Raw genomic sequence first — 26,992 nt, 5'->3', positions numbered from 1 at the left:
CTGGCCACGCCGGTTGGCGGCATGCGGCGGCGCGTTGCGTACCGGCAATGCGTACTTGTACCGATGCCCGACCAGGCCGCGGGCCGGATGGTTGATGCGGGGCGTACGCACTCGGGTGCGTGCGCCCCGACCCACTCTGAGCGGATTGGAGAGACGGACATGCCCCAGATGACGGACGAGTACCAGGGCGCGGCGGTCGAGGAGGAGTTCGACTTCAGCGACCTCGACCTCAGCACGCTGTCGGTGACCAGCACGCAGGGCCCGACGTCGAAGACGGACTTCGGCGTCGTGGACTCCTGGCCGCCGTCGTGCTGTTGCGCGCCGAACTGATCACGCCCGCGGGCGGGCGGACGTCCACGGCGTCCGCCCGCCCGCCGTTCCGTCACCGGGGCGCGGGACGCCCGATCGGGAGCAGGTAGGCGAGGACGTCGTCGATGCCGTCCAGCAGGAACAGTTCGTGGGCGACGTCGTCGTGGAAGCCGCCCACCATGCCCAGGGACAGCCCGGCGGCCACCGCGGTGAGGGCCAGGTTCTGCGCGAGGTGTCCGGCCTCCAGGTAGCCGAAGCGCAGGGCGCGCAGACCGTACCGCGCCCGCAGCGGGCCGAGTTCGACGTACAGGCCGGCCAGGACGGGCAGCGTCGACACGTCGACGGAGCGCGGCAGCGGGGCCGCCCCCAGCCCGAACCACATGGACGCGGAGGCGAGTTCGGCCGCGGTCGGCGCCGCCGCGACCGGCAGCAGCATCCTGGTCGCCGGGTCCGGCTCGTAGATGCCCGGCGCCAGGCCGTCGGCGTGGCGGACGACGAGCCGCAGCCGCGCGGCGTACTGCGCCCCGGCGCTCGGGTAGGGGCGCGACGGCTGGGCGTGGCCGCCCGGTTCGGCGCGACCCGCGTACGCCGGCCACAGGAGGGCGCCGAGTTCCTCCGCGTGCACCGGGCCGCCGAGGTCCCCGTACCCGGACGTCCGCAGGGCCAGGGCGTCGTGCAGGGTCACGTGCCGCGGTTCGCCGGCGGGCAGCGCGGTCGGCGCACCGGCGGAGGGACGGTGCCGGCTCCGCTTCGGGCCGTCGGGCGACGGCCTCGGCCGCTGCTCCTGGATGCGGCTCGGCACGAAGTTGCTGGCGTCGAGATAGCGGCGGTCCGCCGCGCCCGGATGGTCGGCGAAGTAGTCGGTGGCGCCGTCGGGGGCGAGCAGCGACGAGGCGATGAACCAGTACAGCGCGCGCTCCTCCTCGGGCGGCACGCCCAGCCGGTTGAGCAGCATGTGCAGGTGGGACAGCCACACCTGGAGCCAGGCGGCCCGGTCGGCCGCCTGCGCCGCGTCCGCTGTCCGCGGCCCGGTCGCCGGGTCCGTCCCGTCCGGCTGGTCCGCCGCGGTCGTCTCCAGGCGGGCGCGCGCCGCCGTGACGCAGCCGGCCCACTGGTCCCGCAGCCGGGTGCCGGAGGCCCCTGCGCGCCGGATGTCCTCCCAGCGGCGGACGACGGCCCGGGACTGGGCCGCGGCGGCGTCCACCGCCGCACCCGGGACCGTCATCGGGACCGCGTTCGTGCCGTCGGTGTACGCGCGCCAGCCGATCACCCCGCCCCGCAGCCACCGGACCGTGCCGAGCGCGTCGAGGCCGAGCGCGCACGCGGTGACGAGGACGAAGTCGGTCGCCGCGGCGAGCCGCCGGGCCGCACCGGCGGTCTGCCCGACCACCGCTGCGGCGATCACGCTGGACCGGCAGAACACCTCCTCCGCGACCGGCAGCGCGGCGGCGCCGCCGTAACGCGCGGTCTCCGGCGTGTAGTCGGCCTCGTGCACCTCGCCGTGCGCGCGCAGCGTGCCCGGGTCTGCCGCCGCCCGCAGATACGCCTGCCGGACCTCGTCGTCGGCCGGGTACGGCGCGTCGCGTACGGCGGCGGCCAGCCGCGCGCGCAGGTCGCCGGTGGTCGCCCGGCCGGCGCCGCGCACTCTGATCCGCAGGTGGGGCCCGTGCTCGACGTGCCGGACGAAGAACCACTCCTCGACCAGTCCCGCGCCGCGCAGCTCCGCCAGCATCGGCGCCACTGTGCCGGTGAGGAAGGCGTCGGTGTGCGCGGGCCGCCAGTACGCGTGGCAGTGCAGGCTGCTCCAGGCCGCGGTGGGGCGCGCGGTCGCGGTCAGTGCCATGGGAGGTCCCCCGGATCGGTGAGGTCGTAGCAGAAGTCCCAGGCCCTGGGGCGGCCCAGGAGCAGGACGCAGAGGACGTCCTCGCCGGCGCCTGCGCGTATCGCCGCCTCCGCGGCGGGCTCGTCGAAGCTGCGCATCGGACGGCAGAACAGGCCCTGCGCGGCGGCAGCCGAGCAGACGTGCTGGGCGGCCGCCCCGGCCGCCGGCAGCATGTCCCGGTAGGCGTCCGGGCCGCGTCCGGCCACCGCGGCGGCCACGGCGCCGGTGATCGCCCAGACCACGTTCATCCCCGCGACGTCGACGTCCGGTCGGCCGGAGCCGAAGGCGGCGCGTACCCACTCGGTCGCCTGCCCCGGCCGGAGCAGCACCAGGCCGTCCTCGCGGGGTTCGTACAGGCCGTCCGGGACGTCGCGGACCCCGCGCACCGCGAGCCGGTGCCGCAGGCCGTCGCCGCCGGGCGGCGCCGCGAGCGATCCTGTGGGCGGCCGGCTCGCCTCGACCAGGCCGTGCAGGACGGCGGCGGGCAGCGGCCGGGGGTCGGCGGACAGGCCCCGCGGGGCGAGCCCCGCGCTGCGCACCGCGGTCACCGGCCGGCGGGGCCCCGCCGGGGCCGCACCGTCGCGGAACACCACCTCCGCGACCACGCCGGACGGCCCGCCCGCGCGGCGCGGAGCGGCGTGCGCGGCCAGTCCCGCGGCGGCGCCCGCCTCGACGAGGGCGGCGCAGACGTGACCGGCCTCCAGCAGGGCCAGCGCGTCACGCAGTGCGCCGTACCCCTCGGTCAGCCGCTCCGGCGCGAGGGTCACCTCGACTGTGGCGGAGGCGAGTTCGCCGGCGCCGGGCAGCGGCCGCGCCCCTTCCAGGCGAAGGCCGACGGGGTCGATGGCCCAGCGGTCGCCGCCGATCCGCAGCGCCGCGTCGGTGAGGTAGGCGCAGCGGGGCGACGGGTGGGCGCGGTGGTCGTTGTACGGGTTCCAGGGCTCCCAGCGGAGCGGGGCGAGCGCCGCGGTGAGCGCACCGGCCAGCGCCGCGCCGAAGGCGCAGCGGTCGGCGAGGCGGCTCAGCGCCGTGGCGTGCGCGGGGTGCGGCCGGCCGGTCCTGACGGCGCCCAGGCCGGGCCCGAGCGACTTGCCGGGGCCCTGCGCGTAGGCGGCGGCGAGCGCGGTGCGGAGGGGGTCGGTCACGGCTGCGGCCCGTTCAGGGGAAGGGGTGGGGGTCGAGGGGCAGGTCCTCGTAGCGCGGGCGGTCCGGCAGGCGGCCGAGCCGCCACGGCACCTCCAGCAGCCGCGGCAGCCCCCGGGTCCGGCGGTACCGGTGCCCGAAGGTCATCGGCAGCGCACCGGGGACGAGCACCTTCGCCGCGTACAGGCCGAGGTCGTCGCGCACGACCGGGTCGGTCTGGTCCACGACGACGACGTCCATGCCGGCCCCGGCGACCCGCGCGGCCGTCCCGGCGAGCAGGGCGCCGAGGTCCGGTACGGGCCGCGGGCTTCCGGGCCAGACCTGGTGCCAGGGGCGGGGCGCCGCGCCCTCCAGCAGGAACGCGAAGCGCGCGCGGGCCTCCGGCAGGGTGAACAGCGCGGTGTGGTCGTCCATGACGGCGACCAGCCCCGGGTCGTCCAGCATCGGCCGCAGCCGCTCCCGGTCGAGCGTCGCGGGCGAGGTGCGGGCCAGCCTGGCGACCGCCCCCACGCTGACGACCGCCTCCACGACGGCCGAGCGGATCGCCTCCAGCGGATCGTGGTGGGCCCCGGCCGCGAAGAACGCCTGGGGGGCGGCGGACCCGGCGTCGCGGCACAGCGCCAGGGACGCCACCGCGGGGACACCGAAGTCGTTGGTCGCGTCGAAGAGCAGCAGGTCGTAGCCGAGAGCGTCCAGGAGATCGGCCGCGTGGCCCACCAGCGGGTCGTCGTCCGGCGGTGCGACGCGCGCCAGCGGGGTGCGGGCGTACCAGGCCATCAGGAACGCGTCCCGCTCGGCGACCTCGAACAGGCCGTGGAGGACGGCCTCTTCCAGGCTGTTGCCGAGGCCGCAGCCGCTGGAGCTCTCCAGGACGAACGGGGGCGCGCCGCCGGTCCGCCGCCGGGGCAGGCCCCAGTACGCCAGCTGCTCCGGCACCGCGACCGCCCGGTCCCCGCCCATCGACCAGCCGTGCACCCAGTCCGTCACCGTGTCCGGGGTGTAGCGGGCGATCCGGGACCCCGGCAGGTCCGCCACGTGCGGTTCGTACCGCCCGAACCGCTCGGGGTCGACCGCGCGCGCCGGGCCGAGTGCGGCGTAACTGCCGCGCAGCACCGTGCGCTTGCCGCGCGGTGCGGTTCCGGTCATCCGCTCCACGGCCTCGAACAGCGCGACGCGTTCGGCGTCGGCGAAGGCCGGCGCGCGGCCGTACCCGGCGTCGGGCTCCACGCGTTCGCCCGCGATCGCGGCCCCGACGAAGGCCAGCGGGTAGCTCTCCTGCCGGGCCAGGGCCACGACGGGGCCCAGCCGCCAGTCGTACAGGGCCGCGCGCAGCCCCGCCCGCGTCGTGGCTGGATTGTCCTGGCGCAGCCGACGCGGACCGGCCGGCGGCCGCACCGCGGGGACGAAGGCGGCGAGCTCCGGGGAGTCCTCGGGCAGCGGCCCGCACAGCGGGCAGCCGCCCGGGCGGGGCCGGGCCCGGTGGGCGGAGCACGTCCCGTCGTCGGTGCGCACCGCCCACATCGTGCCCGGCCGGCGCGCGGGGTCGGCGAGGGCGCTCGCGGCGAGGGCCGCGAGCAGCGGGACCGCGGTCGGCGCGGCCACACCGCCGAGCAGCAGCGCGCCCTGGTCCCTCGGCGTACGGCCGCCGGCGGCCGCGAGCCGCCCGGCCTCCACGCAGCCGAGGCAGGCCGGGGCGCCGCGGTGCAGCAACGGCCCCACCAGGGCGGTGGAACCGTCGACCCGGACGGGCAGCAGCGTCCCGCCGCTCCGCCAGGCGCGCGCCGACAGGGCCGCGGCCTGGTCGGGGGTCCAGCGGTCGAGCGCGACGATCGCGGTGGCGCCGGCCGTGGCCTCGGCGGTGACCTCGGCGGTGGCGGCCGAGGGCGGGGCGGGCTCCGCGGGCGTGTCCAGCGCCGCCTCCAGGGTCAGCACCGGCCAGGGCAGACCCGCCTCGGCCAGCGCGGCGGCGAGCAGGCCGGGCGGTCGCCCCGCGCCGGGGGGAGCCCCCGTCACGGGGCGGTCTCCAGCACGGCGAAACCGGCGACGGCCAGGGCGCGCAGCAGACCGGGCCCGGGACCGGGAGCCACCGGGGTCGCGGACCCCGCGCGGACGCCGAGCAGCGCGCGCACCTCCCGCTGGAGGGCGTCCTCCCGCTCGGCCGCGCCCGCAGGCCGGATCCACGCGTCCGCCCGAAGGGGCGAGGGGTCCGCCGCGTCCGCCGCCGGCACGGGAAGGGCCCCGCACGGCGCGTGGACGGAGGCCGCCGGATCACCACCGGCGGCCCGCCATTGCAGCGTCCCGGCCGCCGCCAGCGCGCAGTAGGCCGCCGCGTCGGCCGCGCTGTGCTCCACGGCCCAGCCCAACAGCTCGGCTCCGCAGTGCAGTTCGGCGTGGAAGACGCCGTCCGCCAGCCGCACCACCCGGAGGTCGGCGCGGGCGCCGAAGCGGAGCGTCACCGCCTTGAACCAGCGGCGGGCGCCGGGCGACAGCGCCCACTCCTCCGCGGTGCCCGCGGTGTCCGCGGCCTTGAGCCGGGGGACGGCCGTGTGCAGCAGGCGCCGGAGCCGCACGCCCTCGGCGTGCCTGGCGTCCGCGCCCACCACCACGGGAGCACCGCGGTCCAGGGCGATCAGCCGTTCGGCGGCCCCGACGGCGCAACTCAGCCGGGCCATGGCGGTGTCGACGCCCGTACCGCAGACGGCGGCGCCCCCGGCGTCGCAACCGGCCAGACCGGCCGGCACCTGCGGGAGGTCGTCGACCGCGAGGGCCGGCAGCGCGCCGGTCTCGGCGTCGGTCAGGGCCTCGACGCGCGCGGACACGGTGTCCGTGTGGTTCGGGTCGGCCGGGTCGGCCGGGTCGGCCGACTGCCACCACGGGTGGTACTCGGCGGTCAGCGGGTCGAGGCGCGCGACGAGAGCGGTGGGGCGGCCGTGCGCCCACGGCGGGGCGGGCGCCGCGGCGAGCACGTCCTCCCCCGGGTCGGGCAGCCCGGCGACCACGCACACCAGGCGGTGGGCGGCGGCCCCGCCCACCAGCGCGGCGACGACGACCGCCGGCGGCATCCCGGCCGGCAGCCCGATCCGCTCGCCGATCATCTCGGCGTCCCGCCGAGCCGCGGCGGGTGCGCCCACCGGGCTGACGAAGCCCACCTCGCCGCGCGCCGCGGCCGCCACCGCCACCTGGCCGACGGCGAGCACGACCGGTTCGGCAGCCCCTCCGAACCCGGTCGGCGCCTCGCCCGGCGCGGACGCCTCCGGCACGGCGCCCGGGATCTCCACGGCCGACGGCACGACGGCCGGTCCGGGCCCGACCGGCGAGTCGCCCGGGACAGAACCGACGGACACCTCGCGCGGGGCGCACGCCTCCGGCACAAGGGCCTGTACGGTCCCGGCAGGCACGGCAGCCGGGACGGACCCGACTGGGACTGCGCCCGACGCGGACGCTTCGGGCACAGCAGCCGGCGGCACAGCAGCCTGCCCGGAGCCGACCGGCCCGGCGCCCGGGGTGGACGTGACCGGCACAGCCGCCGGGGGCTCTGCGGTGTGGGGCCGCGCGTTTCGATCGGCGCGGGGCGCCGGCGGGGGGACGCGGACCCCGGCTGCGGTGAGCGCTCGGACCGCCGCGGCGGCGACGGGGCCCGTACCGTCGACGTCGACCGCGGCGGACCGGATCCGCTCCCAGGCGTCCACGGGGTCCGCCGCCACCGCCGCCAGCCAGGCGGCGATCCGCGGCGGAGGCTCGGCGGGGCCGGCGGGGCCGCCCGCGTCGCCCCAGCCCGGTGGGACTTCGACCAGCATGTCGTGGGCGCGGAGCTGCTCCGCCAGCATGGCGGTCGCGGCCTTGGCCGCCGGGCCGGGCACGGTGTCCAGCAGCTGCTCGTACGAGCGGCCGCCGGCCAGGGCGGCCGCGACCGCCTGCCAGAGCCGCCACAGGCCCGGGGCGCCGTTCATGGTGAAGCTGGACCGCGCGCCTCGGACGTGGATGCCGTCAGGGAGCGGGCTGGCGTGCACGACCGGGCGCAACCGGAGCACGCGGGCACGGGTCGCCGGCGTACCGTCCTTCGCTGGTGGCACTGGTGTCACGGCCTGCTCCGGTAGGTCTCGGCGACGATTTCGCAGGCGCGGACGCCGGGCCTCGGCACCGGCAGCGCCTCGGACACGACCGCACCGTCGGGGCAGCGGGCGAGGCTGCGCGACAGGCAGCGCAGGTGCAGGGCGCTGCCGAGGTCCACGTACTGGGACTTGGGCCGTGCGAGGTACGACAGCAGCGCGCCCGTCCCGGCGGCGGCGTCCTCGGGCGACGCGGCGGCGACGAACACGTGCTCGGGGAGGCCGAGCAGGGCGCGCCGCCGGGAGGTCGCCGCCACGGGCGACCCCCGGTCCAGCTCGGTGCGCCAGGCGCGTACCGCCTCCGTGGGGAGCCGCCACTGGGCGCGGGCGAGGATCACGTCGCGGTACCGCACCCGGGGCCGGAACCCGATCGGGCCCAGGGCGGTCTCCCGCGGCCGGCGCGGCGCCAGGGCGGCCCCGAGGTCCACCGGCCCCGCGCCCAGGTCGTCGACCAGCGGCATCCAGCGGTCGGGCAGCACCGACGGCAGCAGGAAGCCCAGGTACAGCACGCTGACCGGTTCGCCCGTGGCGGCGACGCGCAGCCGCAGCTGGTCGGCGGCGGCGTCGTGGAAGAGTTCAAGCTGCTCCGGCCGCAGCGTCCCCCAGGCGCTGCTCTCGGCGATCTCGTCGGGCACCAGCAGGGGGTGCAGATTGCCGTTGAACCCGCCGACCGGGCGGACCTGGGCGACCCGCTCCCCGTCGCCGAACGCGGCGGCGATCCGCGCCGACACCTCCTGCGCGGGGCCGGGACCCAGCAGGTCGAGGAAGCGGCTGGTGAAGCGCCCCCAGCCGCCGTAGACGTGGTTGACGCACAGGCGGGTGACGGCGCCGTCCGGCACCGGCTGCGCGAACACCCCGTACGAGGACGGGCGGTGGCGGAGCCAGCCGGGCGCGGCGTGCGCGGCGGCGTTGACCAGCTCGTCGGGCAGGACCACCTCGACGCGGGCGCCGCGGCCCTCCCCGCCCGCGACAGGGGCCGGGACCGCGGCGGCCAACTCGGCCCGCACCCGCAGCAGATCGCGCACCTCGGGGCTGACGGTGGCGCCGCGCCCGTGCTCGCCGGAGGCGGCCTCCCGGGTCAGGGCGTCGCACGCCGCGTGCACGTCGGCGATCGCGTCGGCGAAGTCGGCGAGCGAGCGGCAGACGCCTCCCGCGCCGAAGCGGGCGACGAACCGGTCCAAAGTCATCCTGCGGAGCACCGCGTAGTCGTCGAAGAGTGCGAACAGCGTTGTGAGCCGGGCGAGTTCGGGCAGCGCCCGGCGACCGTGGCCGGAGCCGAGCGGCTTCACCGCGGGGAGCACGACGTCCTCGGTGAGCGGCGCACCGAGGGTGCGGGGCGCCGCTCCGGCCGACGCGAGAGCCTCCGACCAGCGGGCCCTGAGCCGGGCCAGGGCGGCGGGCCGGGCGGCCGCGGGCAGGTGCGCGTAGCCCTCGGTGTCGGACCCGATGGCGGCGAGCGCCTCGGCCGCTTCGGGGAGCCCGGCGGCGGCCAGCCAGCGGGACGCCTCGCCGACGGCGTCGCGCGCCTGCGGGTCGAAGGGCGGTGCGGGGCGCAGCAGCCCCTGGTCGAGGAGCGAGGTGACGTAGGCGGCCGCGGCCCGCCCGGCGCGTTCCGGCGGGCCGGGGAGCCGGCGGGCGATGTCCGCTGCGAGGTCGCGCTGCCGCATGGCGTCCCCGGCCCGGCCCCGGGCGAGCACCAGGCGCAGCACCGGGGTCAGCGGCAGCGCGACCTGCTCCTCCGCCGCCGGACCGGCGAAGGAGCCCTCGTCCGCGGCGTTCTCGGCGTTCTCGACGGCCAGGGGCCTGCGGCGGTAGTGCACCTGCGAGCCGTCGACCCGCAGGCCGGGAGCGAGCCGGCAGTCGGCGGCGGCCGCCACCTCGCGGCGCCGGAGCACGGCGTCCACCAGCCCGTCCAGCAGCGACTGCTGCACCCGGGTCACGGCGACAGGACCGGCGCACGGAACGTCGTCGCCGGGATCGCCGCGCAGGTCGCCGTGCGGGTCGCCGTGCGGGTCGCCGTGCGGGTCGCCGCCGGAGTCGCCCTCCCACCGACCCCAGCCGACGTGCGAGAACCAGGACAGCGGGTTGGTCCGGGTGACGGCCCGCATCGCGTACCGCAGCACCGTCGGTTCCGACTTGCGTCCCTGCTTGTCCGGCGTCTCGCCCCGGGCGGCCGCGCGCCGCACCGCGCGCAGCAGGTCCTCGCTGGTCAGCGCGACGGCGCGCTGGACGTCCTCGCTCCGGCACAGGGCCGCGAGCGCGCCTCGGTCGGCGCGCAGCGCGAGGTCGCCGAGTGCGGTGAGCCGGGCGTCCGTCCGGTCCATCTCGTCGCGGGCGGACAGCCAGGTGTCCAGCAGCGGCGAGCGGTGCTCGGGGGCTGCGAGCGCGGCCCGCAGCGCGCGCTTCGGCGAGCGCCGGTTGTGGACGTCCCGCCGCAGCGGCACCAGCACCCGGCTGCGGGTCTCCGCGGTCGCGGTGCGCGCACGCTCGTACAGGCTGTCGCACAGCGCGTCCCGGACCCGCTCGCACAGCAGGGTCAGTTCGACCAGCCGCGCGGCGCACTGCCGGTACTCGTCGGCGTACGGGGAGGGCGACGCGGGCGCGGCCAGCGCCACGGTCCGCACCAGCGCGTACGGCGCCACGGTCACCGCGCCGGGGACACGTACGGACCCGGCCGCCGCCGCTGCCGGTCCGGTGCGTGCCATGCGGGCTTCAACCTCGCTGCTCGGAGCGGAAGTTCGAACCCCGGGGGCCGGGGCTCAGGGATCGGAGAAGCCGATGATCACAGCTGGTCGGCGCGGCGGCATCGGTAGAAATGCCGAGACGGCATACGTAGGGGCGTCCCTTCGCGCCAGGGCTGCCGGGGGCCCCGCGGCGGTCAGCCGGGGCAGCCGGGCGGTGGCGTGTGCGTGCTCACGTCCACGAACGCGCGGACGGGTCCCGGCCGTTCGCCGGGCCTGCTGACGATCATGATGTCGAGCCCGGCGGCCGCGCCGCGCAGCGGGCGGTAGGTGATGTCCGGCAGCGCGATGCGCTCCGCGGCGGTGGGCACGACGGCCACGCCCACCCCGGCCGACGCGAGAGCGAGCACGCCGAGCGTGCCGGTCACCAGGCTGACGTGGTTCCGGCGCTCGCCGGCGGCGGCGCCGAGCCGGCTGAGCACGGTCTCGTCGTCCTGGTGGGCCGCGAACACGATGAGGTGCTCGCCGTCGAGGTCGGCCGGGGCGACCGACTCCGCGGCGGCCAGCGGGTGGTCGGGCCGCACCGCGATGGACAGCGCCGTCCGCGCGCGCCGGGCCACGGCGAGGCCGCCTGCGTCGTGGAGGCCGATCTCCGGGCAGTAGCCGACGTCGAGCGTTCCCTCGCGGACACCCTGGACCTGTGCCGCGGGCGGCAGCTCGGCCAGCTGGAGTTCCACCCCCGGATGGGTGCGGTGGAAGCGGCCAAGGTCCGCGGCGAGCACCCCTTCGAGTACGGCCACGCCGGAGAACCCGACCCGCACCGCACCGATCTCGCCTCTGACGGACTGCCGCGCGACGCCGAGCGCACGATCCGCCTGGACCAGCGCGCGGCGCGCCTCGACCAGCAGCAGCTCCCCGGCCTCGGTCAGCTCGACCCGGCGGCTCGTGCGGACGAACAGCGGACCGCCCACCTCGCGCTCCAGCCCCTGCACCTGCGCGCTCAGCGTCGACTGCGTGACGTGCAGCCTCCCGGCGGCCCGCCCGAAGTGGCACTCCTCAGCGACCGCGACGAAGTACCGCAGATGGCGCAGCTCCACCCTGCCTCCAGTCGACGCGGCTCCAGTCGGCTCGCGTCCAGTCGATCCGCGTCCAGTCGATCCGCCTCTCATCGGTTGAGACGATCAGTTCATCGTATCCACCTGTTGAATCGATCATCAGGGACGCCAGCGGCCGCCCGGCCGGTGATCACCCGCGGGTGTCCGTCATGGCCGCCCCCGCGGCGGCCGCGACCCGGACGAGCCTGCCCACCCAGGACTCGATCCGCTCCGCCGGCGCGGCGGCCGGCAGCCCGGTGAGCCGGATCGCCATCGGGGGCAGGTCGGCGACCGCGGGGAGCGGCGCGACGATCGACGCGACGTCGTAGAGCGCGCCCGGCTGGAGGTCGGGGCAGAACAGTTCGGCCAGCTCGGCGGTCGCCTGCCGGACCGCCCGCTCGTGCCGGGGCAGGCGGTCGGACAGCTCGAACGCGGACAGCGCCGCCTGCTGCCGCCCGAGCAGCCGCGGCTCGGCGGCAAGGAGGGAGTATCCGCACCCGCGTACGGTGTCGAGCCGGGCACGGTAGAGGGCGCGGCGCTCGTCACCGTCGTCGGGGGCCAGCCGCAGCCACTCCTCGACCTCCTCCTCGTCGGAGTCCACCAGGAAGGCCGCGCCGAGCGGCGGGATGATCGGCTGCCGGTGGCCGAGCGGGAACGGCTCGGCCGCCGAGGCCCGGTTCGCGGCGAGCACCTGCACCGCGTCGTCGCGGATGCGCACCAGGACACCGCAGTTGACCGCCAGTTCCGCGCTCAGCTCCTCGACCTGGGACCGGATCGTCTCGGCCAGCTGCGCCGCCTGGATCAGTTCGGGATCGGGGGTGGTCATGAAGGACCCCGGGGAGAACCGCCCGTAGCCGCCCTGGAAGAACAGCAACGGCAGTGTCGACCGCTCGACCGCCAGGTCGTGGACGCGCCCGAGGACGATGAAGTGGTCGCCCGCCTCGCGGACGTCCTCGAAGGTGCACTCGACCCAGGACACGGCGTCCTCCAAGAGGGGCGAGCCGAGCGGCCCGGGGCGCCAGCGCACGCCGTCGAACTTGTCCGCGCCGCCGGTGGCGAAGCGTCGGCACAGGGCCTCCTGATCGGCGGCCAGGACGTTGACGCAGAACGCGTGGGCGGTCCTGAGCTGCTCGAAGCTCCTGGACCCGGTGGCCGGGAAGAACGCGACCATCGGCGGGTCCAGGGAGACCGAGGAGAACGTTCCGACCACCATGCCGGCCGGTCGGCCGTCCTCGGCCACCGCGGTGACCACGGCCACACCGGTCGGATAGTGTCCCAGCGTCTCGCGGAACAGGGCGGGGTCAACGGTCTCGGACATGGGTCCTCCTTCGGCTCTTCTTTCCGTCGCGGACGCGGGTGGCGGGTGTCCTGCGCCAGGCGGCGAGGCCGACGGCGGCGAGCAGGGCGGCGCCGTTGAACAGGTCGGGGATCCAGATCGGCAGGCCGGCCAGTTGGAGCCCCTTGACGCCGACCGCCAGGGTGTACGCGGCGACGACGGTGCCCCAGACGTTGAACCGGCCGCCGCGGAACTGGGTGGACCCCAGGAACACCGCGGCGATCACCGGCAGCAGGTACCCCGGCCCGACAGTCGGGTCGCCGGTCGACAGCTGCGAGGTCAGCAGCAGCCCGGCCAGCCCCGCCACCGCACCCGACGTCACCAGCGCGAACAGGATGACCCGCGAGGGGCGCACACCGGCGAGCGCCGCGGCCTGGGCATTGCCGCCGGTGGCGTAGACACGGCGGCCGGCCGGGGTGCGCTCCAGCACGTACCAGAGCAGCACCGCCACACCGAGCATGACGTACACCGGATAAGTGATCCCGAGGAGCTGACCGGTCCCCAACCTCCCGAACCCCGCCGGCAGATCGACGATCTGCTGACTGGAGGAGATCCACGCCGTCGCCGCCGCCAGCAGCGAACTGACCGCCAGCGTCGCGATGAACGACGGAACCCGCGCCTTCGTGATCATCAACCACGAGAACAACCCCACCGCGGCGCCCGCCAGCAACGACAACACCACCGCCACCGGCGTCGGCACATGCCCCACCAGCAACCGCGCGACCAGGATCGCCCCCAACCCCACCTCCGCACCGATCGCCAGATCGATCACACCCGCAGCCGTCGGAACCACCAACCCGACCGCCACCAGACACGTCACCGCCTGATCCGACAGCAACGACCGCCACGTACCCGACGTCAAAAACGTGTCCGGCACCCACACCGAGAACACCACAACCATCAACACCAGCAGATACAACGCCGACACATTGCGGAACGCCACCGCCCGCCGCAACCGAACCGGCCACCCCACCTCACGCACCACACCCGGCGACCCGCCATCCGCCGCCCACCCGGGTGTCTCGGCGGTGTCGGTGGTCGTGGCGCGGGCGATCAGCTCGCGCCGTCTTGCTCGTCTGGCGGCCCAGGCCGTGGTGGTGTTGTTGCGGATCAGCCGGAGGATGGCCTCCCGGCGCGTCAGCGGCGGCTTTCGCCAGGCGGCGAGGCCGACGGCGGCGAGCAGGGCGGCGCCGTTGAACAGGTCGGGGATCCAGATCGGCAGCCCGGCCAGTTGGAGCCCCTTGACGCCGACCGCCAGGGTGTACGCGGCGACGACGGTGCCCCAGATGTTGAACCGGCCGCCGCGGAACTGGGTGGACCCCAGGAAGACGGCCGCGATCACCGGCAGCAGGTACCCCGGCCCGACGGTCGGGTCGCCGGTCGACAGCTGCGAGGTCAGCAGCAGCCCGGCCAGCCCCGCCACCGCACCCGACGTCACCAGCGCGAACAGGATGACCCGCGAGACCCGGACCCCGGCGAGCGCCGCGGCCTCACTGCTGCCGCCCATCGCATCGACGTTTCCGCCGGTGGCGTAGACGCGGCGGCCGGCCGGGGTGCGCTCCAGCACGTACCAGAGCAGCACCGCCACACCGAGCATGACGTACACCGGATAAGTGATCCCGAAGAGCTGACCGGTCCCCAACCTCCCGAACCCCGCCGGCAGATCGACGATCTGCTGACTGGAGGAGATCCACGCCGTCGCCGCCGCCAGCAGCGAACTGACCGCCAGCGTCGCGATGAACGACGGAACCCGCGCCTTCGTGATCATCAACCACGAGAACAACCCCACCGCGGCGCCCGCCAGCAACGACAACACCACCGCCACCGGCGTCGGCACATGCCCCACCAGCAACCGCGCGACCAGGATCGCCCCCAACCCCACCTCCGCACCGATCGCCAGATCGATCACACCCGCAGCCGTCGGAACCACCAACCCGACCGCCACCAGACACGTCACCGCCTGATCCGACAGCAACGACCGCCACGTACCCGACGTCAAAAACGTGTCCGGCACCCACACCGAGAACACCACAACCATCAACACCAGCAGATACAACGCCGACACATTGCGGAACGCCACCGCCCGCCGCAACCGAACCGGCCACCCCACCTCACGCACCACACCCGGCGACCCGCCATCCGCCGCCCACCCGGGACTCATGACCCTGTCGGTCGTCTGCAACTTCCTCACTCCGGTCCGTTCGTGCCGATGTGGCCTCCGGCCACCTGGAGTCCCAACTCGTCGCGGACCAGGCGTTCCTCGGTCAGGGCGGCGCGAGGGACCTCGCTGACCACCCGGCCGTCCTTGAGCACCAGGACGCGGTCGCACAGGGACACGAGCTCCTTCGTGTCCGAGGAGCACAGCAGGACGCCGGTCCCGTCGCGTCGTGCGGCCAGGACCAGTTCGTAGATGGCCGCCTGGGCGCCGACGTCGACTCCCTGGGTGGGTTCGTCCAGCAGCAGCACGCGCGGGCGCACGCGCAGCCACTTGGCCAGGACGACCTTCTGCTGGTTGCCGCCGCTGAACAGTTTGAGCGGCTGCTCGGGGTGGGGCGGCCGCAGTCCGACGGTCCGCATCCAGGAGCGGGTCTGCGCCCGTTCGGCCTTCCCGTCCAGCCGCCCGAAGCGCCGTCGCAGCGGTCGCATCAGCGGCAGCGTCAGGTTCTCCCGGACGCTCATGTCCATCACCACGCCGCGCCGGCGGCGGTCGGCCGGCACGTACGCCATTCCGCTCTCGATCGCGGCGCGGGTGTCGTCGGCGACCAGTTCCCGTCCGTCGACCTCCACCCGGCCGCCGGACCGGTGCTGGGCTCCGAACAGCATCGGTGCGAGCTGTTCCCGTCCCGACCCCAGGATTCCGCCGATGCCGACGATCTCACCCGCCCGCAGTTGCAGCGAGAAGTCGCTGATCTCGGCGCCGCTGACGCCGGTCACGGTCAGCACCGGCGCACCGGGGGCGTCCCGTCGCGTCGCGGCCGGGTCGGCGGTGGCGCCGTCGGAGATCCGGCGGCCCGCGATGAGTGTCACCATCGTGTCGTGGTCCAGTTCGCCGGTGGCCTGCTCGGCGACCACCCGCCCGTCGCGCAGCACCACGACCCGGTCGGCCAGTTCGAGCACCTCGTCGAGCCGGTGGGAGATGAAGACGACCCCGGCGCCGGACGCGGCGACGCGCCGGATCGCCTCGAAGAGCACCTGCACCTCGTCGCCGTGCAGCGCCGCCGTCGGCTCGTCGAGCACCAGCACGTTGTCCGGACGGGTCCAGCCGTCCAGCGCGCGGGCGATCGCGACGATCGTCCGCTGCGCCGGCGACAGCCTTCCCACCGGGACCGTCACGTCGAGCCCGGCGCCGAACCGGGCGATGAGCCGCTGGGCGCGGCGCCGCTCGGCGGCGCCGCGGACGGGGGCCAGCGCCCGTCCGCGCCTGGTCGCGCCCAGCCCGAGGTTCTCCACCGTGGTGAGGATGTCGGCCAGGCCGAGGTCCTGGTGGATGAAGTGCAGGCCCTCGCGGGCGGCGGGGCCCGCGACCGGCTCGCCCGTGGCGTCACGGACCTCGACGACCGCGCCGGGGTCGGCCTGATGGACCCCGGCGAGGATCTTGACCAGCGTGGACTTGCCCGAGCCGTTGTGCCCCAGCACCGCGACGACCTCTCCCGGGTGGACCTCCAGCGACACGCCGTCCAGAGCCTTCAGACCGGGGAACGTCTTCGACATGTCCCTGATCCGGAGCAGCGGCGCCGCGGTGCCGGTCATCACGACACCTGCCACAGGCGGGCGAACCGCTGGGCGTAGTCGGGGAACGCGGTCCAGCCGCGGGTCGGGTCGAAGGTGACGTCCTTCTGCTCCAGGAACTGCTCGGGCACCGCGCCGACCTTCTCGTTGTCCGTCGGCTGGGCGCCCTCGATCAGGCGCACCGCTGCGTCGACGGCCGTCCAGGTCGAGACCGGGAAGTCGATGTTCAGCGCGGCCGTCAGCGAGCCGTCCTTGATGTCCTGCAGGTTGCCCGCGGTGGGGCCGAATCCCACGGTCGTGACCGACAGGCCGGCCGCCTTCAGCGCGGCGGGCAGCCCGCCCGCCGCGGAGAGGCTGACGAACACGGCGGTGTTCGTGCTCTTGTGCGCCTGCAGATCGGTCACGATGGTGCGCGGCGCGGTCGTGCCGATGGTGGCCACGTCGATGGGGACCACGCGCACCTTGCAGGACGGGCAGTTCGCCGTCATCTCCTCCTTGAAGGCGTCCTGCATCGGGGCGGAGATGTCGAGGGCGGGGAGCGTGTAGAGCACCGTGTCGGCCTGGGCGCCCCTGCGGGCGATCACCCAGTCGGCCAGGAGCTTGCCGTTGCGCTGGCTCAGCTCGGGGCCCAGGTAGTTGAAGGTGATGCCGTACGGCCTGACGTCCTTGTGGATCTGCAGGGAGACCAGCTTGGCGCCGTTGCCGGCGAGCTTCTTCAGGCCGCCGCCGAACAGCGCCGGGTCGATCGCACCGAGGATGACGGCGTCCGGCTTCAGGGCGTCGGCGCTCGACGCGGCCGCCTGTGCGGTCTGCGCGGTCGATCCGGCGTTCACCGCGGTGAAGGTGCCGCCGGCCGCCAGCGCGGCCTGCTTGACGAAGGTGCCCACCGCGGCGCAGATGGGTGTCGAGCACTGCAGGTAGACGAACTTCTTGCCGGCCGGGAGCCGGTGCGGGAGCCGCTCGCTCACCGGGAAGTCGGTCGGCGCCACGGTGTACCCCGCGACCGCCGACTTCGCCGCGGCGACGTTCGCGGGCTGCTTCGATCCGGACGGAGAGCCGCCCGAGGCCGACGAGGAGCCGCAGGCCGCGACCGTCACGAGCGCGGCGGCCGAGAGGGCGGCCACCGCCGTCCGCCGCACACCACGGCGGTCCGCGCGCCCTTCGCTGGCGGCGGCGCCACGTCTCGGGTCACTGAACGTTGCGAGCATCTTTCACGCTCCTGTTGATCTGCGAGGGAAGGAGTTGGCGCGGCGAAGCGGCTCGCTTCCGGGATGCCGGGGCAACCTCCGCGACATGTTCCCGAGATAAATGGGCCGAACCAATAGGCCGTACCCTGCATCGGGTCAGTGAGCGTGTCAAGGGTCTTGCGGCGCAGTGGGGCTCATGTGTCGGGATGATGTATCAGATGTAACGGTCCGGTCCGATAGACCTCGCGGCAACCCCGCGGAAACGTCGGGAGCCGGCGGCGATCCGCTCGCCGGGAGCACGGAACCAGAGGCGTGGCCCGGGAAGCCGCGCCCGCTCAGCTCGTGTGGCGGTGCGCCTCCGCGGCCTGCCGGGCGGCGGGGACGTCGCCCGCGAGGATGGCGTCGACGAGGTCGCCGTGGACCTTCAGCCGCTGCGCCAGGTAGTCGCCGTCGCGGGGCTGGGGGTTCACCAGCGAGACGTGGTTGACGAACTCGTAGAGGCCCACGTAGGTGCCCCTGAGGACGGCGTTCGGCGAGATGGCCGCTATCCGCACGTGCAGGTCCCAGTTGACCGAGACGAACTGGGACACGTCGTCGAGGTTCTTCTTCATCGCGGTGATCAGCGACTTCAGTTCGCGCCCGTCCTTGGCGGTGCGGTGCTGCGCCGCGTGCGCGGCGACGAGCGGCTCCAGCTGCTCGCGGACCTCGATGGCCTCGGCGACCGCCAACGGCTCGCCGTGGACGGTGAGCAGCGTGCGCCCGAGCCGGACCACCGGGTCGGTCGCCGCCACGAACAGCCCCCCGCCGGGACCGGGGCGGAGCACGATCCGCCGCCGCTCCTGGAGCAGCCGGATCGCCTCGTTGACGGTGGCGCGCGCGACGCCGGTCTGCTCGCGGAGGTCGGCCCGGGTGCCGATGTGGTCACCGGGGCGCAGCCCGCGCTTCTCGATCGAGTCCTCGACGTAGAACACGAGTTCCTCGGCGCGGGTGCGGTGGGCGGGCAGGACCATGGATGAAGCCTAACGGATAGCTCCGTTGCCGGTCAGGGGCCGGTGCGCACGAGTCGGCGCCGGCGGGCGGCACGGGCCGGCGGGCCCGGCCGGGGGGGCATCGCGGGCCGGCCGAGGGGCGGTCGCAGGGCGGGCCGACGGTCCGGCGGCCGCACGCCTTGACGGAACCGGACCCGGCTCGCATGATGACCAGACCTAATGGTTAGGTCTGATGAGCGGGTTCGACGGGACGTGAACATGACGGTGCCGCCTGACGACGGGTTCTCCCTCGCCGCCGAGTTCCCGGAACCGGCGCACGAGCAGTGGCAGCGCCTCGTGGCAGGCGTCCTGCACAGGTCGGGACAGGACGTGCCGGGCGCGAACGCGGAGGACGCCCTGGGCACCGATCTGGAGGACGGGCTGCGGGTCCGCCCCCTCTACACCGCCCACGACACCGCGCCCGATCCCGGCCTGCCCGGCTTCGCTCCCTTCGTGCGCGGCGGCAGGCCCGAGGGCAACACCGTCGGCGGCTGGGACGTACGGCAGCGGCACGCGGCCGCCGACGCGGACGCGGTCCTCTCGGACCTGGAGAACGGCGTCACCTCGCTGTGGCTGGTCATCGGCGCGCACGGCATCCCGCCGGCGTCGCTCGGCGACGTCCTGGCGCGCGTCCACCTCGACCTGGCGCCGGTCGTCCTCGACGCGGGAGCCGACACCGACGCCGCCGCCCGCGCACTGCTGCGGCTGTACGCGGAGCGCGGGGTGGCCGAGGACGCCGCGCGCGGCAGCCTCGGTGCCGATCCGCTGGGCTTCGAGGCCCGTACCGGAGAGCGCGGCCTCGCCTTCGGGCCGGTCGCCGCGCTCGCCTCGCTGTGCGCCGGGGAGTACCCGGGGCTGCGGGCGCTGACCGTCGACGCGCTGCCGTACCACGAGGCCGGCGGCTCGGCCGCGCAGGAACTGGGCTGCTCGCTGGCGACCGGGGTCGCCTATCTGCGGGAGCTGACCGGGGCCGGACTGAGCGTCGAACAGGCCGCCGCGCAGCTGGAGTTCCGGTACGCGGCCACCACCGACCAGTTCCTGACCACCGCCAAGCTGCGGGCGGCACGCCGGCTGTGGGCGCGGGTGGCCGAGGTCTGCGGGGCGCCGGGGGGCCAGCTCCAGCACGCGGTGACCTCGCCGGTGATGATGTCGCGCCGCGACCCCTGGGTGAACATGCTGCGCACGGCGGTCGCCACGCTGGCCGCCGGGGTGGGCGGCGCCGACGCCGTCACCGTGCTGCCCTTCGACCACGCGCTCGGCCGCCCGGACGCCTTCGCCCGCCGGATCGCCCGGAACACCTCGACGATCCTGGTCGAGGAGTCCCATCTGTCCCGGGTGATCGACCCGGCGGGCGGCTCCTGGTACGTGGAGCGCCTCACCGACGAACTCGCCCACGCGGGCTGGGAGTTCTTCCAGCGGATCGAGGGGCTCGGGGGGCAGGCGGCCGCCCTGCGCACGGGCTGGCTGGGCCGCTCCCTGTCCGGCACCTGGGCGGCGCGCGCCGCGCGGCTCGCCCGGCGGCGCGAACCGGTCACGGGGGTCAGCGAGTTCCCCGATCTCGCCGAACGCCCCGTGGCACGCGAGCCGGCTCCCCCGGCGCCGTCCGGCGGGCTGCCGCGGGTGCGCCGCGACGAGGCGTTCGAGGAGCTGCGGGCCCGCTCCGACGGCCATCTCGCGTCGACCGGCGCCCGCCCGCGGATCTTCCTGGCGGCCCTCGGCCCGCCCGCCGCGCACACCGCCCGCCTCGCCTTCGCCTCGAACCTGTTCCAGGCGGGCGGCATCGAGCCCGTCACCGAGGGGGCGTTCGAGGACAGCGGCGCCACCGAGGTGTGCCTGTGCTCCAGCGACGCGGTGTACGAGGAGTCGGCGGCGGACGCCGCCGGCCGGCTGCGGGCGGCAGGCGCCACACACGTCTTCCTCGCGGGCCGTCCCGGTCCCCGACCGCCCGCCGACACCCACGTCTACGCGGGCTGCGACGCGGTGTCCGTGCTCCGCGCCACCCTCGACCGCATGGGAGTGTCCTGATGGCGACGACGGGAATCCCGGACTTCTCCGGGATCGGTCTCGGCTCCGCGCAGGCCGTCGGCGGCGCCGACGAGTGGCACAGGGCCGTCAAGGACGCCACCGGCGGCGCCGAGCCGCGCTGGCAGACCCCGGAGGGGATCGAGGTCAAGCCGCTGTACACCGGGCAGGACCTGGACGGCCTGGACTTCCTCGGCACCTATCCGGGCATCGCCCCCTTCCTGCGCGGCCCGTACCCGACGATGTACGTCAACCAGCCGTGGACCATCCGCCAGTACGCGGGCTTCTCCACCGCCGCGGAGTCCAACGCCTTCTACCGCCGCAATCTGGCGGCAGGCCAGAAGGGCCTGTCCGTCGCGTTCGACCTGCCCACCCACCGCGGCTACGACAGCGACCACCCGCGGGTGACCGGCGACGTCGGCATGGCGGGGGTGGCGATCGACTCGATCCTCGACATGCGGGAGCTGTTCGACGGCATCCCGCTCGGCGAGATGACCGTGTCGATGACCATGAACGGCGCCGTCCTGCCGGTCCTCGCGCTCTACATCGTGGCCGCCGAGGAGCAGGGCGTGCCGCCGGAGAAGCTCGCCGGGACCGTCCAGAACGACATCCTCAAGGAGTTCATGGTCCGCAACACCTACATCTACCCGCCGAAGCCCTCGATGCGGATCATCTCCGACATCTTCGCCTTCACCTCGCGGCGGATGCCGCGCTACAACTCCATCTCCATCTCCGGCTACCACATCCAGGAGGCCGGAGCGACGGCCGACCTGGAGCTGGCCTACACGCTCGCGGACGGCGTCGAGTACCTCAGGGCCGGACGGGACGCGGGCCTGGACGTCGACGCGTTCGCGCCCCGGCTCTCCTTCTTCTGGGGGATCGGCATGAACTTCTTCATGGAGATCGCCAAGTTGCGGGCCGCCCGCCTGCTGTGGGCCAGGCTCGTCCGGCAGTTCGACCCGAAGAACCCCAAGTCCCTGTCACTGCGCACCCACGCGCAGACCTCGGGCTGGTCGCTGACCGCGCAGGACGTCTTCAACAACGTGACCCGCACCTGCGTCGAGGCCATGGCGGCCACCCAGGGCCACACGCAGTCCCTGCACACCAACGCGCTCGACGAGGCGCTGGCCCTGCCCACCGACTTCTCCGCGCGGATCGCCCGCAACACGCAGCTGCTCATCCAGCAGGAGTCCGGCACCACCCGGGTGATCGACCCCTGGGGCGGCAGCGCGTACGTGGAGCGGCTGACCCACGACCTGGCGCGCCGGGCGTGGCGGCACATCGAGGAGGTCGAGGCGGCCGGCGGGATGGCGCGGGCCATCGACACCGGCATCCCCAAACTGCGGGTGGAGGAGGCCGCGGCCCGCACCCAGGCGCGGATCGACTCCGGGCGGCAGCCCGTCATCGGCGTCAACACGTACCGGGTGGAGAGCGACGAGCGGATCGACGTGCGGTCGGTCGACAACTCCTCGGTGCGCGCCCGGCAGATCGCCAAGCTGCGCCGGCTGCGGGCCGAGCGCGACGAGCGGGTCTGCCAGGACGCGCTGGAGGCGCTCACCCGCGCCGCGGCGGGCACCGGCAACCTGCTGGAGGCCGCCGTGCACGCGGCCCGCGCCAGGGCGACCGTCGGTGAGATCTCCGCCGCTCTGGAGACGGCGTACGGGCGGCACGCGGGCCAGGTCCGTACGATCTCGGGGGTCTACCGCGCCGAGGCCGGCGTGTCCCAATCCGCCGACCGCGCCCGTGCGCTGACGGACTCCTTCGCGCAGGCCGAGGGCCGCCGTCCGCGCATCCTGGTCGCCAAGATGGGCCAGGACGGCCACGACCGCGGCCAGAAGGTGATCGCCACCGCCTTCGCCGACCTCGGCTTCGACGTCGACGTCGGCCCGCTGTTCCAGACCCCGGCCGAGGTGGCCCGCCAGGCCGTCGAGGCGGACGTGCACATCGTCGGGGTGTCCTCGCTGGCGGCGGGACACCTGACCCTGGTACCGGCGCTGCGGGAGCGGCTCGCCGCGGAGGGCCGGGAGGACGTCATGGTCGTGGTCGGCGGGGTGATCCCGCCGCAGGACGTGCCCGCGCTGCTGGCGATGGGCGCGGCGGCCGTCTTCCCGCCGGGAACGGTGATCCCGGACGCCGCGTACGACCTGGTGCGGCGGCTGGCCGCCGGGCTGGGACACGGCGAGGGCGAGCCGGGCCCTCCCGGGCAGGGCCTCTGACCGCCATGGCGATCGACCTGGAGACCCATGTGAAGGGCGTGCTCGACGGGGACCGGGCCCTGCTGGGGCGCGCGATCACGCTCGTCGAGTCCACCCGCGCCGACCACCGGGCCCTGGCGCAGCGCCTGCTCGCCGCGCTGCTGCCGCACAGCGGCCGGGCCCGCCGGATCGGGGTCAGCGGTGTGCCGGGCGTGGGCAAGTCGACGTTCGTCGACGCGTTCGGCACCCTGCTCACCTCGCGCGGCCACCGCGTCGCGGTGCTCGCCGTCGACCCGTCGTCCACCCGCACCGGCGGATCGATCCTGGGCGACAAGACGCGGATGGAACGGCTGGCCGTCGACCGGGCGGCGTTCGTCCGCCCCTCCCCCACCGGCGGGACGCTCGGCGGGGTGGCCAGGGCGACCCGCGAGTCGATCGTGGTGGTGGAGGCCGCCGGCTACGACGTGGTCCTCGTGGAGACGGTCGGCGTCGGCCAGTCGGAGACGGCGGTCGCGGACATGGTCGACTCCTTCCTGCTGCTGGCCCTCGCCCGCACCGGGGACCAGCTCCAGGGCATCAAGAAGGGCGTCCTGGAGCTGGCGGACGTCGTGGCGGTGAACAAGGCGGACGGGCCGCACGAGCGCGACGCCCGCACGGCGGCGCGGGAGCTCTCGGGCGCGCTGCGGCTCCTCCATCCCGCCGACGGCGCCTGGACGCCGCCGGTGCTGACGTGCAGCGCCCGCGAGGCGACCGGCCTGGACATGGTCTGGGAGCGCCTCGAACAGCACCGCACGCTCCTCGCCTCCACCGGCCGCCTCACCGCCAAGCGCAGCGGCCAGCAGGTCGACTGGATGTGGGCGATGGTCCGCGACGGGCTGCTCCGGCGGCTGCGGGCCGACCCCGCCGTGCGCTCCGCCGTCCCCGGGCTCGAACAGCGGGTGCGGGAGGGCGAGGTGACGGCCACGCTGGCCGCCGAGCAGCTCCTGGAGGCGTTCGGCGGGGTGGCGACCCCGTGAGGCCGGCGCCCTGGGGGCCCGCGTCTCCCCTCCGGCCTCATCCCGGCCGCCTCCGGCCCAGCCCCGGCCGCCCCCGGCCCCGTCGTTTCCGCCCGGTTTCCGGCCCGTTTCCGAAGTCGCCAGGATCTCTGGACTGGAACTTGATTACACGGTACGTTAACCAGTATGTCAGGCACCGAGGAGGCACCGCAGGCGCAGGTCCCGCGCGAGATCGTGGCGGCCGCGCTGGGTGTCGCGAGCGCGCGGGGGGTCCCCGTAGCGGACGTGACCCTGCGGGACATCGCCCGCGAGGCCGGGATCTCCCGCAGCACGCTGCTGCGCCGGCTGGGCGGCACCCGGCAGGGCCTGGAGGAGGCGCTGCGCGCCGCCGGGGTCGAGCCGGGCGGCCGCAAGCCGGTCAGGGAGCGCGCAGTCGAGGCGATGGGCGCGCTGATCAGCGAGCAGGGACTCGGCGCGGTGACCTTCGAGCGGGTGGCGGCCGCCGCCGAGTGCTCGGTGCCCAGCCTGTACGTGGCCTTCGGCGGGCGCGACGAGCTGCTGCACGCGGTGTTCGAGCGCTACAGCCCCATCCTCGACGTCGAGGCGTTCCTGGCCGGGCCGCACGGCGACCTGGAGGAGACCGTGCGCCGCCTGTACCGGATGCTGGCCGGCGCGCTCGAACGCGAACCGCGCGTGCTGCCGGCCCTGCTGGCGGAGGTCTTCGCCCGGCCCGGCGACGAGAACATCCAGGTGGTCTTCCAGAACCTGCTGCCCCGCCTGCTCGCCGGCCTCGGCAAGTGGCTCGCCGGCGAGGTCGCCGCCGGGCGCATCCGCGACCTGCCCCCGCTGCTGCTCACCCAGCAGATGACCAGCCCGATCATCATGCACTTCCTGCTGCGCCCCGCCGCGGGCCGCGTCGCGGGCGCCGACCTGCCCACCCGGGACGAGGCGATCGAGACGTTCACCCGGACCTTCATCGAAGCCGTCGCCCTGCCGTCACCGGGCGAGCGGTCCCACTAGCCGCACCCCCTCCCCTCCCAAGGCGGTGATCGCCATCGGCACCGACGACGACCTCCACGGGCGGCGCGCCGACCACGGCGGCCGCCTCGACGAGGACTCCCTCCCCCTGCGGTTCCGGGGCGGCCTGATGCCGGCCGCGGCCGGCCCGCCGGCCGCCACGGCCGCCCGCCCCGCGCCCGGCCGTCGGGCCTACGTGCGACTCCCCCTCGTACCGGCCCGACTCGACCGCTGAGACCCGCCGACGGGGACGCATCGGCTCCGACGTGTCGGCCCCGACGTATCGCCCCGGACGTATCGACCCGCGCGTATCGACGAGGTGTCGATCGACACGTGTCGAGCACCGTTCCATACGAAGACGAATGGACACGCACATGAGCAACGAAGAAGCGGTTTTCGTCCCGTCGTTCCCCTACGTGGAGGCCGACGAGAAGAGCCTGTTCAGCAGGTTCGAGCCCGGGACCCGGGTGCTGCCGGCGGGCTTCCAGACCCGGCCCGAGTACAGCCCGATCCCCGTCGACATCGTGTTCGAGAAGGACGTCGCCGTCACCCTGCGCGACGGGACGACCATCTACGTCGACGTGCTGCGCCCCGCCGGGGACGAGAAGGTGCCCGTCCTCGTCGCCTGGAGCCCGTACGGGAAGAGCACGGGCACGGACCCGAAGTACACGCAGCTCTTCGGGCTGCTGGGCATCGACCTAAAGCTGCTCTCCGGGCTGTCGAAGTTCGAGGGCCCGGACCCGGCCTTCTGGTGCGCGAACGGCTACGCCGTGTGCAACCCGGACCCGCGCGGCGTCTTCAACTCCCAGGGCGACAGCGTGATGTTCGGGGAGCAGGAGGGCCAGGACTGCCACGACCTGATCGAGTGGCTCGGCGTCCAGGACTGGTGCAACGGCAAGGTCGCGATGAGCGGCACCTCCTACCTGACGATCAGCCAGTGGTACACCGCGGCCGAGCGTCCGCCGCACCTGGCCGCCATAGCGCCCTGCGAGGGCATGAGCGACATCTACCGCGACCTGATCCTGCGCGGCGGCATCCCGGACTACCCCTTCCCGGAACGGCTGGCGATGAGCTCCGTCGGGCTGAACCAGCGGGAGGACATGATCGCGGAGGCCGAGCGGTACCCGCTGATGAACAGCCTGTGGGAGTCCAAGAGCGCCCGGCTGGAGGACATCACCGTGCCGGCCTACATCGTCGCCAGCTACTCCAACTCCATCCACACGCAGGGGACGTTCCGCGGCTGGCGGCGGATCGGCTCGCAGGACAAGTGGCTGCGCGTCCACAACACGATGGAATGGCCCGACTACTACGACAAGGAGAACGTCCTCGAACTGCGCCGCTTCTTCGACCGCTACCTCAAGGACGAGGACAACGGCTGGGAGCAGACCCCGCGGGTGCGCTACTCCGTGCTCGACCTCGAAGGCGGCGACCGGGTCGACGTGCCCGCGACCAGCTTCCCGCCGCAGGACGTCACCTATCTCCCGTACCACCTCGACGCCGCCGGACTCACCTTGAGCGAGCAGCCGCCGGCCCATCCGGCGGTGGCGAGCTACGACGCGGAGGCCGAGCGGGACGGGGTGGCCTTCACGGTCGGGTTCTCCGCCGAGACGGAGATCGTCGGCTACCCGAAGGTGCGGCTGTGGGTCGAGGCGGACGGCTCGGACGACATGGACCTGTTCGTCGTGCTGCTGAAGCTGAACGCCGCGGGCGAGCCGCTGGAGCAGTTCAACGTCCCCAACCACGGGCCCGTCATGGACAACCTGACCCGCGACGGCGCGTCGATCCTGAAGTACAAGGGCTCCAACGGGCGGCTGCGGGTCTCGCTGCGGCACCTGGACGAGGCGCGGTCGACCGACGAGGTGCCCGCCCACAGCTTCGACCGGGTGGAGAAGCTCGCTCCCGGCGAGATCGTCCCCGTCGAGATCGACATGTTCCCGGTCGGCCTGGCCCTGCACCCCGGCGAGAGCCTGCGGCTGGTCGTCAGCGGCGAGAACCCGTGGGGCGGCGTGATGCCGGGCACCGCGGCCGTGGTGCCCGACAACCACGGCAAGCACCGCATCCACACCGGAGGTGCGCACCCCTCCTGCCTCCACCTTCCGGTCAGGACGGCCGGCTGAGGGTCCCCGGAAGGAAGCAGGAAGAAGAAGGAGGAGGGCAGGTATGTCTGCATCACGAGTCGAGCGGGCCGCCGCCGAAGAGGCCGCGATCGGCGGCCTGTTGAAGGAGGAGCGGCGGTTTGCTCCTCCGGCGGATCTGGCGGCGGGA

At 74.9% G+C, this 26,992-nt stretch carries 18 protein-coding genes; 7 read left to right on the top strand and 11 right to left on the bottom strand.

Going from position 1 to position 26,992, the window contains the following annotated elements; all coding sequences use genetic code 11:
- Positions 1–159 precede the first annotated feature (159 nt).
- Positions 160–330: a hypothetical protein gene (locus V2S66_RS28505; RefSeq protein ID WP_330799604.1), complete on the top strand. Its 171-nt coding sequence runs from the start codon at positions 160–162 to the stop codon at positions 328–330.
- Between the two features lie 52 nt (positions 331–382).
- Here the strand turns inward: V2S66_RS28505 and V2S66_RS28500 are convergent, their stop codons facing one another.
- The 11 genes from V2S66_RS28500 to V2S66_RS28450 form a co-directional block, all read right to left on the bottom strand.
- Positions 383–2,152: a lantibiotic dehydratase C-terminal domain-containing protein gene (locus tag V2S66_RS28500; protein WP_330799603.1), complete on the bottom strand. Its 1,770-nt coding sequence runs from the start codon at positions 2,150–2,152 to the stop codon at positions 383–385.
- Entirely contained in the window at positions 2,143–3,336 is a 1,194-nt protein-coding gene (locus V2S66_RS28495; RefSeq protein WP_330799602.1) for a hypothetical protein, read from the bottom strand. The genes V2S66_RS28500 and V2S66_RS28495 overlap by 10 nt, the downstream gene beginning before the upstream one ends.
- Before the next feature lie 13 nt (positions 3,337–3,349).
- Positions 3,350–5,347, bottom strand: a complete 1,998-nt coding sequence (locus V2S66_RS28490) for a TOMM precursor leader peptide-binding protein (protein WP_330799601.1) — start codon at positions 5,345–5,347, stop codon at positions 3,350–3,352.
- The gene (locus tag V2S66_RS28485) at positions 5,344–7,284 is read right to left on the bottom strand and encodes a hypothetical protein (protein WP_330799600.1); all 1,941 of its coding nucleotides are present in this window, start codon (positions 7,282–7,284) and stop codon (positions 5,344–5,346) included. Before V2S66_RS28485 ends, V2S66_RS28490 begins: the two co-directional genes overlap by 4 nt.
- 128 nt (positions 7,285–7,412) lie before the next feature.
- The gene (locus V2S66_RS28480; RefSeq protein ID WP_330799599.1) at positions 7,413–10,148 is read right to left on the bottom strand and encodes a lantibiotic dehydratase; all 2,736 of its coding nucleotides are present in this window, start codon (positions 10,146–10,148) and stop codon (positions 7,413–7,415) included.
- A gap of 173 nt (positions 10,149–10,321) precedes the next feature.
- Positions 10,322–11,221 (bottom strand): LysR substrate-binding domain-containing protein, encoded by a 900-nt coding sequence (locus V2S66_RS28475; protein WP_330799598.1) that lies wholly within the window; start codon positions 11,219–11,221, stop codon positions 10,322–10,324.
- A 148-nt stretch (positions 11,222–11,369) separates the two neighbouring features.
- Entirely contained in the window at positions 11,370–12,536 is a 1,167-nt protein-coding gene (locus V2S66_RS28470; protein WP_330799597.1) for a flavin reductase family protein, read from the bottom strand.
- The gene (locus V2S66_RS28465) at positions 12,520–14,736 is read right to left on the bottom strand and encodes an ABC transporter permease (protein WP_330799596.1); all 2,217 of its coding nucleotides are present in this window, start codon (positions 14,734–14,736) and stop codon (positions 12,520–12,522) included. The genes V2S66_RS28470 and V2S66_RS28465 overlap by 17 nt, the downstream gene beginning before the upstream one ends.
- 5 nt (positions 14,737–14,741) lie before the next feature.
- The gene (locus V2S66_RS28460) at positions 14,742–16,304 is read right to left on the bottom strand and encodes a sugar ABC transporter ATP-binding protein (RefSeq protein ID WP_330799595.1); all 1,563 of its coding nucleotides are present in this window, start codon (positions 16,302–16,304) and stop codon (positions 14,742–14,744) included.
- Positions 16,304–17,407 (bottom strand): sugar ABC transporter substrate-binding protein, encoded by a 1,104-nt coding sequence (locus V2S66_RS28455; RefSeq protein ID WP_330799594.1) that lies wholly within the window; start codon positions 17,405–17,407, stop codon positions 16,304–16,306. Before V2S66_RS28455 ends, V2S66_RS28460 begins: the two co-directional genes overlap by 1 nt.
- A 398-nt stretch (positions 17,408–17,805) precedes the next feature.
- Positions 17,806–18,480 carry a FadR/GntR family transcriptional regulator gene (locus V2S66_RS28450; RefSeq protein WP_330799593.1) on the bottom strand — a complete coding sequence of 225 codons (675 nt, stop codon included), beginning with the start codon at positions 18,478–18,480 and terminating at the stop codon, positions 17,806–17,808.
- 237 nt (positions 18,481–18,717) lie between these two features.
- On the opposite strand from V2S66_RS28450, the gene V2S66_RS28445 reads away from it, so the two are divergent.
- From V2S66_RS28445 to V2S66_RS28420, 6 genes are all read left to right on the top strand, one after another.
- Positions 18,718–20,523: a methylmalonyl-CoA mutase subunit beta gene (locus tag V2S66_RS28445; protein WP_330799592.1), complete on the top strand. Its 1,806-nt coding sequence runs from the start codon at positions 18,718–18,720 to the stop codon at positions 20,521–20,523.
- Positions 20,523–22,736, top strand: coding sequence for a methylmalonyl-CoA mutase (scpA, locus tag V2S66_RS28440; protein ID WP_330799591.1), 2,214 nt, complete (start codon positions 20,523–20,525; stop codon positions 22,734–22,736). The genes V2S66_RS28445 and scpA overlap by 1 nt, the downstream gene beginning before the upstream one ends.
- A 5-nt stretch (positions 22,737–22,741) precedes the next feature.
- The gene (gene meaB / locus V2S66_RS28435) at positions 22,742–23,731 is read left to right on the top strand and encodes a methylmalonyl Co-A mutase-associated GTPase MeaB (protein ID WP_330799590.1); all 990 of its coding nucleotides are present in this window, start codon (positions 22,742–22,744) and stop codon (positions 23,729–23,731) included.
- A 165-nt stretch (positions 23,732–23,896) separates the two neighbouring features.
- The gene (locus V2S66_RS28430; protein WP_330799589.1) at positions 23,897–24,730 is read left to right on the top strand and encodes a TetR family transcriptional regulator; all 834 of its coding nucleotides are present in this window, start codon (positions 23,897–23,899) and stop codon (positions 24,728–24,730) included.
- A 25-nt stretch (positions 24,731–24,755) separates the two neighbouring features.
- On the top strand, positions 24,756–24,962 hold the full coding sequence (locus V2S66_RS28425; protein ID WP_330799588.1) for a hypothetical protein: 207 nt from the start codon (positions 24,756–24,758) through the stop codon (positions 24,960–24,962).
- 139 nt (positions 24,963–25,101) lie between these two features.
- The gene (locus tag V2S66_RS28420) at positions 25,102–26,844 is read left to right on the top strand and encodes a CocE/NonD family hydrolase (RefSeq protein ID WP_330799587.1); all 1,743 of its coding nucleotides are present in this window, start codon (positions 25,102–25,104) and stop codon (positions 26,842–26,844) included.
- The last annotated feature ends 148 nt before the right edge of the window (positions 26,845–26,992 follow it).

This window comes from Actinacidiphila polyblastidii, assembly GCF_036353415.1.
Lineage (GTDB): Bacteria > Actinomycetota > Actinomycetes > Streptomycetales > Streptomycetaceae > Actinacidiphila > Actinacidiphila polyblastidii.
The sequence above is the reverse complement of the archived record's forward strand: the minus strand, read 5'-3'. Positions and strand labels throughout refer to the sequence as shown.